At 30.1% G+C, this 15,467-nt stretch carries 13 protein-coding genes and 1 pseudogene; 11 read left to right on the top strand and 3 right to left on the bottom strand.

The genetic code is table 11. From position 1 onward, the window contains the following. Positions 1-396: 396 nt before the first annotated feature. From F5ESL0225_RS05255 to F5ESL0225_RS05240, 4 genes are all read left to right on the top strand, one after another. Positions 397-1,101: a lantibiotic protection ABC transporter ATP-binding subunit gene (locus tag F5ESL0225_RS05255; RefSeq protein ID WP_122048018.1), complete on the top strand. Its 705-nt coding sequence runs from the start codon at positions 397-399 to the stop codon at positions 1,099-1,101. Continuing rightward, positions 1,094-1,825 (top strand): hypothetical protein, encoded by a 732-nt coding sequence (locus tag F5ESL0225_RS05250; protein WP_122048017.1) that lies wholly within the window; start codon positions 1,094-1,096, stop codon positions 1,823-1,825. Before F5ESL0225_RS05255 ends, F5ESL0225_RS05250 begins: the two co-directional genes overlap by 8 nt. Next, positions 1,818-2,558, top strand: coding sequence for an ABC transporter permease (locus F5ESL0225_RS05245; protein ID WP_122048016.1), 741 nt, complete (start codon positions 1,818-1,820; stop codon positions 2,556-2,558). The genes F5ESL0225_RS05250 and F5ESL0225_RS05245 overlap by 8 nt, the downstream gene beginning before the upstream one ends. A 127-nt stretch (positions 2,559-2,685) precedes the next feature. Continuing rightward, on the top strand, positions 2,686-2,991 hold the full coding sequence (locus F5ESL0225_RS05240) for a nucleoside triphosphate pyrophosphohydrolase (protein WP_122048015.1): 306 nt from the start codon (positions 2,686-2,688) through the stop codon (positions 2,989-2,991). A 661-nt stretch (positions 2,992-3,652) separates the two neighbouring features. Here F5ESL0225_RS05240 and F5ESL0225_RS05235 read toward each other — a convergent pair. Next, positions 3,653-4,396: a hypothetical protein gene (locus F5ESL0225_RS05235; RefSeq protein ID WP_122024807.1), complete on the bottom strand. Its 744-nt coding sequence runs from the start codon at positions 4,394-4,396 to the stop codon at positions 3,653-3,655. Positions 4,397-5,141: 745 nt separating this feature from the next. Here F5ESL0225_RS05235 and F5ESL0225_RS05230 point away from each other — a divergent pair. From F5ESL0225_RS05230 to F5ESL0225_RS05200, 7 genes and pseudogenes are all read left to right on the top strand, one after another. Next, positions 5,142-5,627 (top strand): hypothetical protein, encoded by a 486-nt coding sequence (locus F5ESL0225_RS05230; protein ID WP_233554103.1) that lies wholly within the window; start codon positions 5,142-5,144, stop codon positions 5,625-5,627. A 1,027-nt stretch (positions 5,628-6,654) separates the two neighbouring features. Next, positions 6,655-6,924, top strand: a pseudogene (locus F5ESL0225_RS05225) (ATP-binding cassette domain-containing protein); the annotation flags it as partial. A gap of 206 nt (positions 6,925-7,130) precedes the next feature. Then, positions 7,131-8,024, top strand: coding sequence for a DUF4097 family beta strand repeat-containing protein (locus tag F5ESL0225_RS05220; RefSeq protein WP_122048014.1), 894 nt, complete (start codon positions 7,131-7,133; stop codon positions 8,022-8,024). A gap of 523 nt (positions 8,025-8,547) precedes the next feature. Next, positions 8,548-9,435: an ABC transporter ATP-binding protein gene (locus tag F5ESL0225_RS05215; protein WP_122048057.1), complete on the top strand. Its 888-nt coding sequence runs from the start codon at positions 8,548-8,550 to the stop codon at positions 9,433-9,435. Further along, a complete protein-coding gene (locus tag F5ESL0225_RS05210; protein WP_122024803.1) occupies positions 9,425-10,180 on the top strand; it encodes an ABC transporter permease in 756 nt (251 codons plus the stop codon). The genes F5ESL0225_RS05215 and F5ESL0225_RS05210 overlap by 11 nt, the downstream gene beginning before the upstream one ends. 19 nt (positions 10,181-10,199) lie before the next feature. After that, positions 10,200-10,967, top strand: coding sequence for an ABC transporter permease (locus F5ESL0225_RS05205; protein WP_233554102.1), 768 nt, complete (start codon positions 10,200-10,202; stop codon positions 10,965-10,967). Positions 10,968-11,531: 564 nt separating this feature from the next. Continuing rightward, positions 11,532-12,002 carry a GNAT family N-acetyltransferase gene (locus F5ESL0225_RS05200; RefSeq protein ID WP_122048012.1) on the top strand — a complete coding sequence of 157 codons (471 nt, stop codon included), beginning with the start codon at positions 11,532-11,534 and terminating at the stop codon, positions 12,000-12,002. 738 nt (positions 12,003-12,740) lie between these two features. Here the strand turns inward: F5ESL0225_RS05200 and F5ESL0225_RS05190 are convergent. Both F5ESL0225_RS05190 and F5ESL0225_RS05185 read right to left on the bottom strand, forming a co-directional pair. After that, positions 12,741-13,394 carry a putative bacteriocin export ABC transporter gene (locus F5ESL0225_RS05190; RefSeq protein ID WP_122048010.1) on the bottom strand — a complete coding sequence of 218 codons (654 nt, stop codon included), beginning with the start codon at positions 13,392-13,394 and terminating at the stop codon, positions 12,741-12,743. Positions 13,395-13,404: 10 nt separating this feature from the next. Continuing rightward, positions 13,405-15,420: a hypothetical protein gene (locus F5ESL0225_RS05185; RefSeq protein WP_122048009.1), complete on the bottom strand. Its 2,016-nt coding sequence runs from the start codon at positions 15,418-15,420 to the stop codon at positions 13,405-13,407. Positions 15,421-15,467 lie beyond the last annotated feature (47 nt).

The following is a 15,467-nucleotide window of genomic DNA, read 5'->3' as shown; positions in this document are numbered from 1 at the left end:
AAGAGTTTTTAATTATGGCTAATTAATTACTAGCTAATAATAAACGGTAATTTATTTTTGCAAAAAAATGCTAACTAAAAAATAAGAAGGTGCGATACTGTATTTTTTGGTAGTAAAATAAACTTTTTTAAGTATTTTAGAGTAATTGGCAGATAAATGGCTAAGCTGGAACTTAACTTTTTGAAATTTTAAATATCATTAAACAACCTTTTACCTGAAGAGTTATTGTGATCATTTAGTGAAAATTCAAGATTACTTCCTTATTTTAATAAAAGCCACAGGGAAGAGGACGTTTGCTAGTTTTCATAATATGATATATTATGAAAAAAATTGTATATTTAGTACATATTGGTATAATTATGGGGGAAATCTAAATACGTTTAGGAGAATATTCGCATGATTAATTTACTTGAAACAAAAAATCTGGTTAAAAAGTTTAAAGACCAACTAGTTTTAGATGGAATAAATTTACATATTCCAGAAAATAAAGTTTATTGTCTTTTAGGACCTAATGGAGCAGGTAAAACCACTTTAATGAAAATTTTAACAGGAATGATTCCGGCTTCAAGTGGTCAAGTCGAATTTGCTGGTCATGAATGGACAAGATCTGACTTAGCTAAGATTGGTTCATTAATTGAAAATGCTCCTTTATATAGCAATCTGACTGCTAAAGAGAATTTACAGGTAATTTGTCGTTTGCGTGGCACAAGCGAAAGTGAGATTCCCAATATTTTACAAACCGTCGGTCTTAACAATACTGGAAATAAATTAACGAAGAATTTTTCTTTAGGAATGAAAGAGCGGTTAGGAATTGGTTTAGCCTTAGTTGGACATCCTAAACTTTTGATTTTAGATGAGCCGACTAATGGACTAGACCCACTGGGCATTCAACAGTTACGTAATTTGATTGCTGAATTCAAGCAGAAAGACATCACAATTATTATTTCTAGTCACATGCTTTCAGAAGTAGAACATCTAGCTGATAATATTGGTATTATTGGCGCCGGTAAGCTTCTCTTGGAACAACCATATGACCATGAAATTGATTTAGAAAAACTGTTTAATTCGACTTTGGAAAAGGCTGGTGTTCTATATGTTTAAAGTTTTAGAAAATGAAGTTTTTAAAACCAAAAGAACAATTATTAGACCCATAACGGTACTTTTCCCCCTTTTGGTTATGGTTTTCACCATTCTTTTTTTTAATTCGACGGGTTATGTGCTTGAAAGTACGATTAATCAATGGAGCTTATTTTGGCTTAATTTATATTTGGCGTTAATTATTGGTCTAATCGATCGTTATGAAAAAAATAGTACGGAATATAAAACAATTTTAAGCTCGCCCACTAATTTGTTTACTTATGAATTAGGAAGAATCTTGCATGGTGTACTATTATCGTTTATTGTTAGTTTCTTTTTAGTCGTGTTTCTTATATTAACCAGTTTTATTTGGACGGTTAGAGTTGGAATCGTTTCCTGCCTAGTTGCAGTTGGAGGCCTTTTTTTAACGACTATCTGGGAAATCCCTCTTTATACGTGGTTAAGCAGAATATCTAACCTCTATGTTACGCTTGGGCTAGCCTTTATCGGTTCTATGATTGGCATATATTGCGTAACCACCTTTTCTTGGGGCCCGATTTTGCCGTATGGTTGGTCCAACCTATTTCCGGTGGCACTGATTAAATTACATATTAATGGTACTCCGATAAAAATTGGTGCGCTTGTGCCTAATGCTTCTTGGACTATTTTTGCTTCAATTAGCCTATTTATTATTTTCAGTTATTTGGCAGCCTATTCATTTCAAAAGCAGGTGATTAAAAATGATTAAACGAATTTGTGGTGCGGAAAATATCAAACTACGTCGTAGCATGCTACTTTATCTACATTTAATTGCTTTAATTTTCCTCCCCGTTATCTTTGGCTGGTATTATGGCAGTCGCAAAAATCTATCCAGTTCAGAAAATATGATCAATATATTTAATACTTTTTTGGCACTTGCTTCACCGCTTGTGATTAGCATTGTCGTGTGCTTAGTCTATGATCGAGAGAAGAAGGCGGGAGACTTTAAAAATTGGCTAACCGAACCGATTAGCAGGGGCAAAATAGTAGCGGGGCAATTGTTTTATTACTGGCTGCTGTACGTAATTGAAATTATCGGCACGAATTTAATTTATTATCTAATCTTGACTTTTGGTTTTAAAGTGGTTGACATTTCTTTTATTAAATTATTGCTTACTAGCATTGCCATGGCGCTTTTAGGCTTTTTACAGTATGAGCTTGCTGAAGTGGCTGTAATGAAGTGGAACGTTGGTGGTAGCTTAGTTTTAGGTTTTTTTGGCTCAGTAATTGCAATGTTGGCTACAACTTCCTTATTTGATTTTATTTGGCCAATCATTCCTTGGGCATGGCAAAGCCGTTTGACCGTCTTTTGGCTACCTGACATTCCGCTTGCTTATCAAAAAGTAGCCGCATTAACTTATGTTGTACCCGTTTTGTTAACCATCATCTTAAGTTGGCTGATTATGCGCTACTTTAGCCATTGGCAAGAAAAGGCAGAATAATGAAGTAGAGAAGTTTTTGAATGTATTGCAGTAAACTTCATAGTTTTTGATATTTTACAAAAAAAGTAGGAATGCATTATAGTATCATAAAAACTATTGTCTTTATTATTTTATAAGAGAATTTAAGATGAAAAAATTAGTTAGAGATAAAATACCTGAATTTGCTAAAGCGGCTAATTATCGTTACCTTACACATGACGAAATTGAGCCAGCCTTAAAGAAAAAATTAGTGGAAGAAACTGGCGAAGTAGCTAATGCGACCAGTGAAACCAACTTGGTTGAAGAGCTTGGTGATGTTTATGAAGTTTTAAGAGCTTACTTAGACTTTAAGGGGATTGACCAAGAACATTTTTTAAAGGTAGTTGCCCAAAAACGAGCAGAAAAGGGCGGCTTTACAGAATTTATTGAAATGGAAACTAAAAATTTTGATTAATGATTTCACCAAATGGTTCCTTTGAGGTTTTCACCACGATTGGTTTAATATTAATTTTTGCTTTTGATATTATAGGTAATATCGTTAAGCTGATAGGATAAAATAGTAACTTATTAGTTAAAATAAATATTAACGTATTTAAAAAATTATTTGGATTTATAGATATAATTCGATTTTTGACTAATATGCTAATCGATTAAAAGTGATATATTTTTAGATAAGTCGTGAAAACTAAACGGTTTTTAAATTGTTTTTTACTATTTTAATAATCTGCTTGAAGCAAAAGCTTTGCGTTATGATTATGCCCCTAAAATTAAAGCTGATACCAACAAATAAAAAGCAGACAAAACACATTTTTGATATGACTCTCAAAATTAAGACAATTTTAGGGAGTCATATTATTTTTTAGTCTTTTGTTTGCTTTTTGATTATTTTAAAAAGCTAGTTTCTTCCTAGCCTCATTTTGTAATATTTTTTAAGTATCTACATCATAATTTTAGCAACCTAATCGCATGGAACCAACTGGAAGAGCCTAATACGGCAGGCAAAGAAAATGTGTTAAGCTATTTGGTAACTTAACACTTAATTGCTTATTTAACTCTACCAACAGTATTTATAAAATAACTTGTTGAACATTATTTTAAATTCAACTACTAATTAATTAAAGGCTACCAATTAAAAGAACAGGAATATTAGCAAAATTTTTGTTATTAAGCCATTGCTTCAATTGGATAATCGAGTCAGAAGCAATTTTTTTATTGCTACCGTGTAATTTAGCGGTAACTTTTGTAGCTTTGGCTAATGACCTTGAAGCTGTCTTCTTGTCTGTAGTACGTATCACTTTAATTTCTGCTTTTATTATCGGCTTCAGTGCCTTTCTGCGGCCATAGATATTGCAAGTTCCTGTCAGAAAGTTAGTCCAAAACTGGTACTTCTTATTTTTAGATACGATATGAATGGATGTACCATTCTTGACCGACTTGACCTGATCTATTTTAAACAGCATCTTCTTATCATATATTTTTTTGGCGTATTTTACACTATAAGGCTGACGCTTAGCAAAATTGCTTGGAAATAATCCTCCAGAAGAAGCATAAATATCCTTGGACAATTTGAAAATATAACCAGCCTTGGCCAACTTGTTTGACCATGCTTGATTGCTTATGTTACTGCTTTTGCCCATAACATTTGTAGTCGGAACAATAGCTAAATCTAAATTGTTATTAACTGCAATTTGTCTCAATTTATTATTATCATGATTAACTACAGGTGATATATTATTTTTTGAAATATTTTCCTTACTACTAGTTGTTTCCGCATTAACTGTAGATGCTAGAGGTGAAGAAATTAGCATTGTAAGCATGGCTATTGAAGCACTTAATTTGATTATATTTTTAGTAGCCATTTTGTATTCCTCCTTAATTATATTATTTAATGTTTTTGCAATTTTATTATACAACAAACTAATTTTTATTATGCAACAAATCAGTATTATTGTAGTAAAATTAAAATAATAGAGAAAACGCAATTGATTAAAATTTTCAAACTTAAGAGAGTGTGTGGGCCAATTGAATTAATCAGTGATCACGTTGTAACAATATAAATATATATCTGATTAAATAGTAATTATATAAATTTATCCCAGCAGGATTAAAAGTTTTGAAAAGCTGAAAATTGTCTACTTATGAACTACTACAATGCGAAAAAATGGAGCGGATATCGTCTATCAATAGAGCCATTATAATATTGGTTTAGTAAAAGCTATTAAATTATTTATCTGAACAACAAGCGCTTATCAAAAATGAGGTCATATGTAAAAATGTATCAATCGGTAGACAAAATATTTGAAACAAATAATTTATATAAATTAGTTAAGTTATTGAATAAGTTATGGATATACTAGTATGAAAAATTATACAAGTAAATATTATATATACCTTGCTTAAACAAGCTAGGTTCACTAGAATAATAAGTATTCTGTTTATTGTTCAAGTGTTAAAACTGGATTTAATACAGTCGATATTTTTATTCTCTCAATTTTTTTCTAAAATTCCAAGTGGGATTATAGGAGATATGTTTAACAAGAAAACTGTTATATTTTCAGGGCTGTTTTTACTATATTAGTTACATCAGTAATCAATGCAATTTTTATGTTATTACCAAATTACATTTCTAAATTAGGATTTGACGCTTCTGCAAATGGAAATGTATTTATGATATATAGTCTGGCTGGAGGACTAATTGCTACTCAGGCATATAGATTAATAAAAATGAAGTTTTCATCTTTAACCATTCTCATAGCTAGTTTATTATTTGTTGCAACTGGACTTGAGTGGCAACAAAACAAGTACTTATTTTTAATTGGAGCTGGCATATTATACATAGTTTTAGATATTTTAGATCCAATAGTCATGCAAATGCTTAATTTATGGGTAAGTGATATATCTAGAGCTACATTTATTTCTGGCTTGTCATTTTCAATAAGTTTAATGACAATGATAATTAATCCAATTATCGGTACAATTATTCAGCGTTATGGTACTATAAACATGCTAATTGGTCCATCTTTAGTAACCATATTTATGATATTTGCGGCATATTTTCTTATTGTTAAGACGAAAAGGAAAAGTAATTGATTGTATGGTGTAAAAAATTATGCCCGTTTGAAAGAGTCTGGGAAAAAACTATTTTTCTAGACCAACAAAAAAAGCGTTGAACTTTCATGTTTAACGCTTTTCTTGGTTATGGTGTTATTAATTAGAAAAACACAAGTAGATTGTAAACCAATAACAATGTATAAAAATTAAACCATTGGCTATCCACATACTTAAAATATTGCTTTTTACCTGTAACCATAAAATCGCCTAGACGCTTACCCAAAATCTACCAATGCTATATTCGGCTGACCAGCAGACCATGTCTTATCAAAAAAATCAATAATTTTCACGTTAGCAAAAATATTAATCAAACAAAGCTTTTTACTGATTCCCACAAATTTAATATATTTATTGTGTTTGCTATAAAATAATTTTTTAGATCATCCTAGTCTCAAGATGATTTCGTTTCTCAAGTTTTTAATTAATAGCTATCTAGTTAATGGTAGGAAATAAAGAAATTAATGTATAAAAATATTTAAGCTTAGTAAGTAATTCTATGCAAAGTAGAATTTAATTAATCTCATCACAAAAAGATTAGCTGCAAATTTCTAATTTAATATAAACAGAGTCTGGTTTAAGATATCAAATCGTTTGCAGACTCTTTTTTGTTTATCAGTATTCTAAATATTTAATGAATAGATTTAGTTATAAAAAGTTTATCGCTGACGCCACATATTTCTGCTAACCAAAGATAGGATAATAAAGCGAAAAAATCAAATAATGTTTGGTATTTACGATGAACACCTGTAGATTACTTTAAAATTTTGGTAATAAAGCCATTTTCATACATGTCTAATTGCTGATAGTTTTTGTTCAATTTAGAAAATGAATCTCAATACTGAGTATTAATATCTAGTTTTAAATTGGTCATATTACTTAAAAATTAATTGTATAATAGTTTGTTTTTGTGTATTATATAAGTAGAATAGCGAAACGGTTATAATGTAACATTGAATTTAAGTTATTTTAGAGGTTTAATTTAAAAATGAAACACGCTAATGAAGGAATACTTGAAGTCAGTAATGTAAACACTTATATAGGAAAAATTAAAATTATAAAAAATATTTCTTTGAAGATTAAGGCAGGTGAAATTGTCAGTTTAATTGGACCTAATGGTGCGGGGAAAACCACGATTATGAAAACCATTTTAGGCTTGACGAAGTTTACCGGTAGTATCACCGTGGGTAAGCGTTCAGTCACTGAGACTAGTCATAGGGCTTTAGCAAGGGTTGGCGCTTTGATCGAGCATCCAGCTATCTATCCATTTTTAACGGGAAGTACTTGAATATAGAAGAATCTTATGAATTAAATGTTTCATATTGATTGAATTTTATATTGTTGTTAGTCCATTGCTATAACTAAGCAAAAATATGACATGTAATCTAGATTGTAAATAGGAATTGTTTGAGCTATTAGGTCATTGCTAATTGTCTATTTTAAAATTGTATTATAAGTAGTTAACTGATACATACGGAGAAATAAATGAAAAGATTTTATAAAATTGTTGCCATAATGTTCTTAGTGGTTTTTGCAGGTATTATTTTATTTTTAGGTATAAAAATTAATACCCATAATAATAACTTTAAAAACAATCAAGTAGAAGCCAATCACTACAGTAAGAAAATTGATAACAATAAAAAGGACAAAGATAATCACTCTCAAACTTTTGGAGTTACTAAGTTTAATAAAATTAACTTTGATATATATGAACCAGATATTCAAGTTTCTCATGGCAATAAATATCAAGTAACACTTGCTGGGGAAGACTTGAATAAGATTAAAGTTAAGGTTAAAAATCAAGTATTAACTATTTCTGATGCAGGACGTCAAGCTTTTGCCCACGATAATGGATCTTATCAAGTTCTTATTACAGTTCCTGACATTAACGCTATTAAAGAAATGATGGGTTATAGTCATGATGGTGATATTTATTTAAATGATGTAAGTATTTCTAAAATTAATTTTAATACAAAATATGGTGATATCGATACTGATGATGTTAAAATTCAAGATTCTAAATTACGTTTATCAAATGGCGATTTAAAAATAACAAATTCGACATTAGCAAATAGTTCAATACATTCAGACAATTCAGATATGTTTATCACTAACAGTAAATTTAAAGTAACAGCATTTTTGACTGACGGTGATGTTAAAATTAAAAATTCTCAAATGTTAGGAAATAGTACATTTAAAACTGTAGATGGAGATTTCAAAATGATTAATCCTTCCCAAATGTCTTATTACCTTTCAACCGATCCTACGAGCACTATTAAGTTCCGTGGAAATAACAAATTATCTCACTTCTCATTTGTAGTAGATAAGGCTCCAACACTTAAAGTTACTAGTAAATATGGTGATATGGTAATCAATTAAACTAACAAATAACATGGAGACATAATATTTAAAATTTCAGAATCAATTTAAATTTAGTAAACAATATTAGATAACACATAAAATATACTAAATAAATATATTAATTATTAGATAAGTCTTGAAAATTAAGCAATTTTTAGGGCTTATTTTTAATCGAAAATTTTGTTATAAAGGTAAAAATATATGTAGTTAAGGCACATTTAGTTAAATTCCAAACTTTAATAACAAGCTGACAAAGTTGATAGTAGAATTGGTTCACTTACTATTCATTAACATGAGTATGGTAGGAAAACTAATCCAGTGACTAAAACTTATCTGCTTAAATCGGAAATTTCTATAAATAAAATATTTCATATTAATTAGTATTTATTTATTTTTTGCTTTTCATATAACTTAAAGGCAAGTTGCATATTAGTTTGTTATGGTATATTATATATGTATTACAGTATAACGACTTATGAAGTAAAATGAATTTAAATTATTTTAGAGGTTTAATTTAAAAATGAAACACGCTAATGAAAGAATACTTGAAGTCAGTAATGTAAACACTTATATAGGAAAAATTAAAATTATAAAAAATATTTCTTTGAAGATTAAGGCAGGTGAAATTGTCGGTTTAATTGGACCTAATGGTGCAGGGAAAACCACGATTATGAAAACCATTTTAGGCTTGACGAAGTTTACCGGTAGTATCACCGTGGGTAATCGTCCAGTCACTGAGACTAATCATAGGGCTTTAGCAAGGGTTGGCGCTTTGATCGAGCATCCAGTTATCTATCCATTTTTAACGGGAAGACAGAATCTGGAATTATATGCCCGTAATAAAAGAGATCTAACTCAATTGGTTTCCACTTTGCAGATGGATTCTTATATTAATAATAAAGCCAAGGGTTATTCCTTAGGCATGAAACAGAAATTAGGGATTGCAATCGCTTTACTTAATCACCCTCAGTTAGTAATTTTAGATGAACCAATGAATGGCCTAGATATTGAAGCTACCATTGGCGTGCGCAAGTTAATTAAACGCTACGCCGATCAAGGAACAGCTTTTCTTATTTCGAGTCATATTTTAAGTGAACTGCAAAAGATTATGACTCAAGTGGTACTGATAACTTCAGGTAAAATTATTGTTGACCAACCAATTGAGGAATTTAATAAGACTAGTAAACAAAAATATAAAGTACTCACGGAAGATAATAATCGAGCAATGTCTCTTCTGCAGAAAGAAAAGATTCCGTTTATACTCAAGAATAATTTCTTAGTCATAGATCAAAAAAACATTTTTGCTATTCAGGATGTACTTTTGAAAAATAATATCCACTTGCAAGAAATACTGCCATTAGAGGCTAGCTTTGAGGAACTTGTCGTTAACATTCTGGACCGAGAAAGAGGTAAGGAAGATGGGCGTTAGTCTCAAAGAAGAGTTCTATAAATTTTACCACCAAAAGGTTGCAATGTATGGAGTGATAACCATGCTTGTTTTGATGGTCTACAGTGCACTAACAACAAACATTACCAAGAATACATTGGCATTTGGTTTTGGATCAGTCGAATGGATTCCAATTATTCTGATTGCTGTTGGGTCTGCATTTTTTGCCATGGAGTACAGCAATAATACGATTATTATGCTAATCTACAAAAATTCAAGCAAACTCAAAATTTATCTGGCCAAGCTCATTGTTGTTTTTGTTTATGGCTTTATACTAACAATTGGTGCTATTCTATTCACTTTTATATTGAATTGGCTTTTTGTACCTGGTGGATTTAGTTGGGGCGCAGCTTTTCATGCACATACGTTGAGAGACGCTCTTATACTTAATATGTTTGGTGAAGTAATCTACTCTGTTTTCATCATTGGGTTATCCTTCATGTTGACCATGCTTGTTAAAATCAATGCAGTAGTAATCTGTATTGGCTTAGCCCTAGCTTTTTTTGGTGCCAGTCTTTCAGCTGGTCTGATGTCGTCTCTGCCATCACTGGTTAAGATTATCAAGTGGAACCCGCTTAATATGATTTTTATTTCCCAGCAGTTGACCAGAAGTTCGATTATCCTTAAATCCAATTTGACTAATATGCAATTGATTGTGACTACGTTGATTTATGGTATTTTGTTTGCGATTATAGGCTATTACCTCTTCAAAAATCGGCGGGTTTAAATTATAAGATGGAGAATAAATGATGTTTTATAGTATCAAACAAGAATTTTATAAGTTACGTCACAAAAAAATAGCTTGGATTGCTCCTATAATTTTATTGGTATTGATGATCTTGGCAGGCTATGCGCTGAACTGTGAAGAACACAAGCTGTTACTAGTACTATGTTTTGATGCACCTGATTGGATTATGTTTATACTGGTTGTAATAGGTGCTACGACCTTCTCGATGGAATTTCAGAATAATGCCATCTTAACTCTATTATATAAAGCCACTAATAAGGTCTATGTTTATTTGTCAAAGTACATTGTACTGTTTCTGTATGATGTTTTTTTGCACATACTGGCACTAGTTTATACATTTTGTTTGCATTATACGCTTTTTCGAACTTCAGCAGTGTGGACAATGACCTATCTATACAGTCAGTCAATTTGGGAAAACATGTTAACGGCATTCATGGTTGATCTAGTTACGACAATGCTAATCATAACACTTGTTTTCTTACTATCTTGTTTAATTAATAATAATGCCATTGTAGTTACTCTAAGTTTTTTGTTAGTATTCATGGGGCAAACTGTTTCTAGTAATTTGTTAAATTTAAATAAGTTCGTCAATGTGATGAGGTGGAATCCATTAAATATGCTTAATTTAACTCGCCAGTTCGGTAATTACTCAATGTATGTTGAAACAACTCACCTGAATAATAATCAAATTCTTATTGGGTCAATGTTTTACATTATCATTTTCTTTATTCTAGGTTATCTGATTTTCCGTAAAAAACGATATTAGAAGATACTGTGTGTAAGTCAGAAAATACATCTTGGAATGCTAGCAAGAAAGGCTATAAATAGATACTTTATAATATTTTCTGAGGTATTGTTAATAAGTTAAATAGAAGCCAATAAAGTTGTTGCTTTATTATTCAGAACAAATGACACTGGAATATTTAAGCCGAAATCCAGAAAATGCTAGACGCAATTAACTTTGGCTAAAAAGTCTTAATTTTAAGATATGTAGTAAATAAAATATTTGTTCCAGTAGCAATTGGAATCATTACTATACCGCCAATTATATATTACTGGATATTCAAGAATTTTAGTGCTTTGACTACCATTAGCATAACCCTTGGAATAATTCAAGTAATCGGCTTGTTAGGTCTCTATTTAATAATAAGAAAAATTGTTAAATAATTAATCACTATAAAAGAAAGCGACACTAAACTAAGTGTTGCTTTTTTATCTATTATCAAAAAAGTATGTAGAAGTATTGGTTTGTAAATTATATATTATTGATAATATAATTAAAATTATTAATATTTAATAGATTTTACAACAAAAAGCAGAAGGTGAAAAAATGAAATATAAAAAAATAACACAACTAACTCAAGCAAATGCAGACCAGATTGCTAGAAAATGGCATTACAGTGGCCAGTATGATTTTTATAATATGGAAAATGACCCAGAAGATTTTGAAGAAATAATCACTTCAAGGTTACGAGGAAATAAGTATTATCAGGTTTTAGATGATAAAGATGAACTGGTGGGATATTTTTGTTTAGAAAGATTGTCAGAGAGAAAGGTGGAAATTGGTTTAGGATTAAGACCGGATTTAACTGGACAAGGCTTAGGATTAAATTTTGTAAAAGAAATCGAGGCATTTGTACAAAAAAATTTCAATTATAAAATGATCCTTCTGTCAGTGGTTAGCTTCAATAAACGTGCCATTAAAGTTTATCAGAAAGCAGGATTTAAAAAAGAAGGTTCTAAAATGCAAAAATCAAATGATGGCATATATGAATTCATTAACTTAACCAAAAAAATTTAGGGTATCAATAATAAAACCTCGAAATTGCTTTAACTTCGAGGTTCTTATTATTTATTTTTGGGCTGAATGATCTTTGAAAATGTAGAACAGACCAATTAGCATAATAACAACTAAAATACTTATCAAACTTGGCATGATATGATTGAATTTAAATTTGTACGCGCTTAAAGTATAAAGCAGTCCTATTAGCGAAAATGTTAAGATTAAGCTGCCTCGGTTTTTTTTAGCGGATTTAAAAATTGGCCAATTATTAAATTTTGTTGCTAGGACATAAAGTAAAAATATCAGGACGATGTAACCAATTTCTTTATACATAATTTTATCCTTTCAATTATTTCTAAAATTAAAGCGCTTTATGCGTTTATATTGCTATATTTATTGCTAGTTGTCAATTAAATATTGGTAGCACTTTTTAAAGTTATGCAGGTAATGCCTGTATTTTTGTGGCACTAGTTAATGTTTTTAGTCTTTGCTTTACGGAAGATGCTCTATTTATTTTGGTATTGCTGAAATTTAAAGTTAATCAATATTAATTTAAATACATTAGTCTAGTTTAGCTAAATGGTTAATTGAGCAACTATTTTTTATTTATGATAAAGATTGATTTTTTGTTCTTTAGGTAATTTTAGTTATAGAAAAAGTCCGGAAAGTTGTCTAATTTTCGAGACTTATTTCAAAAATAAAACTTCTTTTTTGATAAAATATATTATCGGTTTTAATTTACTTTTATTTTTAAAATCAGTTTGGAGTAAGTGTGATATTTTTATTACTGAGTTTAATCACATAATCACATTGCCGCCAAACCTTTGGATCATGTGTCGCAATCATAATCGTTGTTTTGGGATCAAAGCCAGTTAGCAAGGTTTTTAAAACAATTTGACTATTTTCTGAATCTAGTGACCCAGTCGGTTCATCAGCAAAAATCACCTGTGGTTCTTTCAAAATGATTCGTGCTAATGCTACACGTTGCTGTTCACCGCCACTTAAAGTGTATACTTTTTGCTTAAGTGGCAACTTGTCTAGACCAACTTGCTCTAAGGCTTGTCTCATTTTAGTATCTATTTCAGTTTTAGCCAATTTTTGGTTTGCCAGACCAAGTAGCAAGTTCTGCTTAACGGTTTGCATATCAATTAAGGCAAAGTTTTGAAAAATAAAACCGAAATCTTCACGATATAGTTTTCTTTGATTTTTGGAATTAACAGTTAAGCCATTAAAATTAACCTTACCTGTTGTTGATGCTTCCAATCCGCTTAATACATTCAAAAAAGTTGTTTTGCCCGCGCCACTTTTACCAACAATTGCATAACTTTTACCAGTTTCTAAATGGTAAGTAAGATCTGTAAAAATAGTTTTTTCTTTAAATTTTTTAGTAAGATGTTCGATTTCAAGCATTTTGTAACTCCTAATTCCCATGATTAAGCGTAATTAATAAATTTTTCTCCGCCCAGTGCCACATTAATAAAATAATTAAACCTTCTAATAAAAGATACGTTAAAGCTATTGGCATCAAAGTTAAATATTTTAATTTTAATAAAATACAGGTAACAATTAACCAATCACATCCTAGATTGATAAATAGGAACGAACCAACAAGTTTGGTATTCGATTTGCCAAATACTCGATAAATTGCCATTTTTCGCCGTTGACTTTGCAAGAAAGTTGAACTCACGAATAAAATAATGAAGGATAGTTGGAACAGTGATAAAACTGTTATGATGGTTAACATGATTAATTCATTATTTGCTTTACGATTATAATCATCTAATCGACCTTGTTTACTACTTATCCCAATCATATATGGAGTTAAACCTAACTGCTTAGTCAAAGTTTTAAGCAGTTTAAGTTTAGTGAACTGAATCGTACCCTGTGTGATGGTTGCTGCATAAAAATCATCTGACAATAGCTTATCATTCACAACAACAATTAAAGGATTGGTTGATATTGATGATGAAATTTCATATCCAATAGTATAATTTAAAATTTGTTGATCACTAGCAATCGGAATAACCTGAATTACGGGTGAATAATTTTTTCGATAATAATTTGGTAAAGTATTTTGAAATTTAATAAAGCTTTTTAACTGCTTTTTAGCTTGTTTAACCTGGTCTAATCGGTTGCGAGGGACTAACAATAAAATTTGCTTGTCGCTAGATTTGCGAGGTTGTAAATGGAATTCACTTTGATTAATAAAATTTTGATTGGCAATAATAACATTGCCATCTTCAGGCTCAGTTGAACGAGCTTTCGGCTGAAATTGTTGCGAATTTTGTGCCAAAAGCACGCTTGAGGACTGGACTACCAATCTATGAACCATTTGAGCTACTTTTCTATCTTCAGAGTGGTTTTTAATATCCCAAAAGAGCATTGGAGAATATGTATTCTTTTTCATATGCCACTTTTCAATGATTTTAACATCATTGGTGTAAGTTTTATTGCTGTTGTATAACGAAATCGTATTAATTATAATCAAAATTAAAAGTACGGCTTTTAAGATATAACCAATCAATAAAAAAGGTCGTGTATGTTCAGCTCCTTTTATTGCTGTATAAGGGTTGATTAATGACAAAACCGCATAAGACAAGAAATTTAAAATAAAAAAGGCAAGAAATAATATCACTAAAATCCCACACAAACGCGGTATGAAAAAACTAAAGCTACTACGAGTTAAAGTGCAGAAACTCCAAATAAGTATTCCACCAATAATTAAGCTGAAGGCCAAAACAAGACTTACAGCTTCATCTTTTAAATCCGTAATAATGATTTGATTAGTACTTAAACCATTAATCTTCATAACTGCATAAGCTTTAAAACGATAAACTTTTTCTAGTACCATGACAATAAATAGAATGCCAATGATATTTGCAGTAATAAGTAAATTGGTAGTAGAAAGATCAGCTAAAATTGATAGCAGAAAAGATTTGATTGATAAGGGGTTATCAATTATGTGCACTTTCATTCCCAATGTATGCAATTGTGATAAAAGTTGCTTTAACACTTTTGGATTAGCATTAGTACAATATAACCCATATATTTCTTCTAGTTCAAAATCCTTATTCGTCAGTTTTTTAACGGATTTATTTTGATAAAGAGAAAAATTATTAGTCTTTGTTCCCAAATCATAAACAATTTTAGTTTGATGACCATTAAAATTATCAGTTCGTAATTTAACCAGTGCTATATGATTATCTTTAGAAAAATGCTTTAAGGTCTTAAAAAAGTTCTTTTTATTGTGCTTTTTATTCCATTTAATAGTATTTTTTTTATCCCAATTTTTAACAACTTTTGACCCATAGACATCAATGACTGTTTTATTGTTTGGAACTGAATTATTATCTGAGGAACTAATCAATTCAAAAAATAGAACAATTACTATAATTGATATTAGTAAATATAGAAGAATTTTTATTTTCCGTAACATATATTTAAAAACTCCATATTATAAATACTTTATTTTGAAAAGTATAC

The sequence above is a fragment of the Lactobacillus sp. ESL0225 genome (assembly GCF_003692905.1).
GTDB lineage: Bacteria > Bacillota > Bacilli > Lactobacillales > Lactobacillaceae > Lactobacillus > Lactobacillus bombicola.
This window is presented reverse-complemented; position numbering and strand designations above follow the sequence as displayed.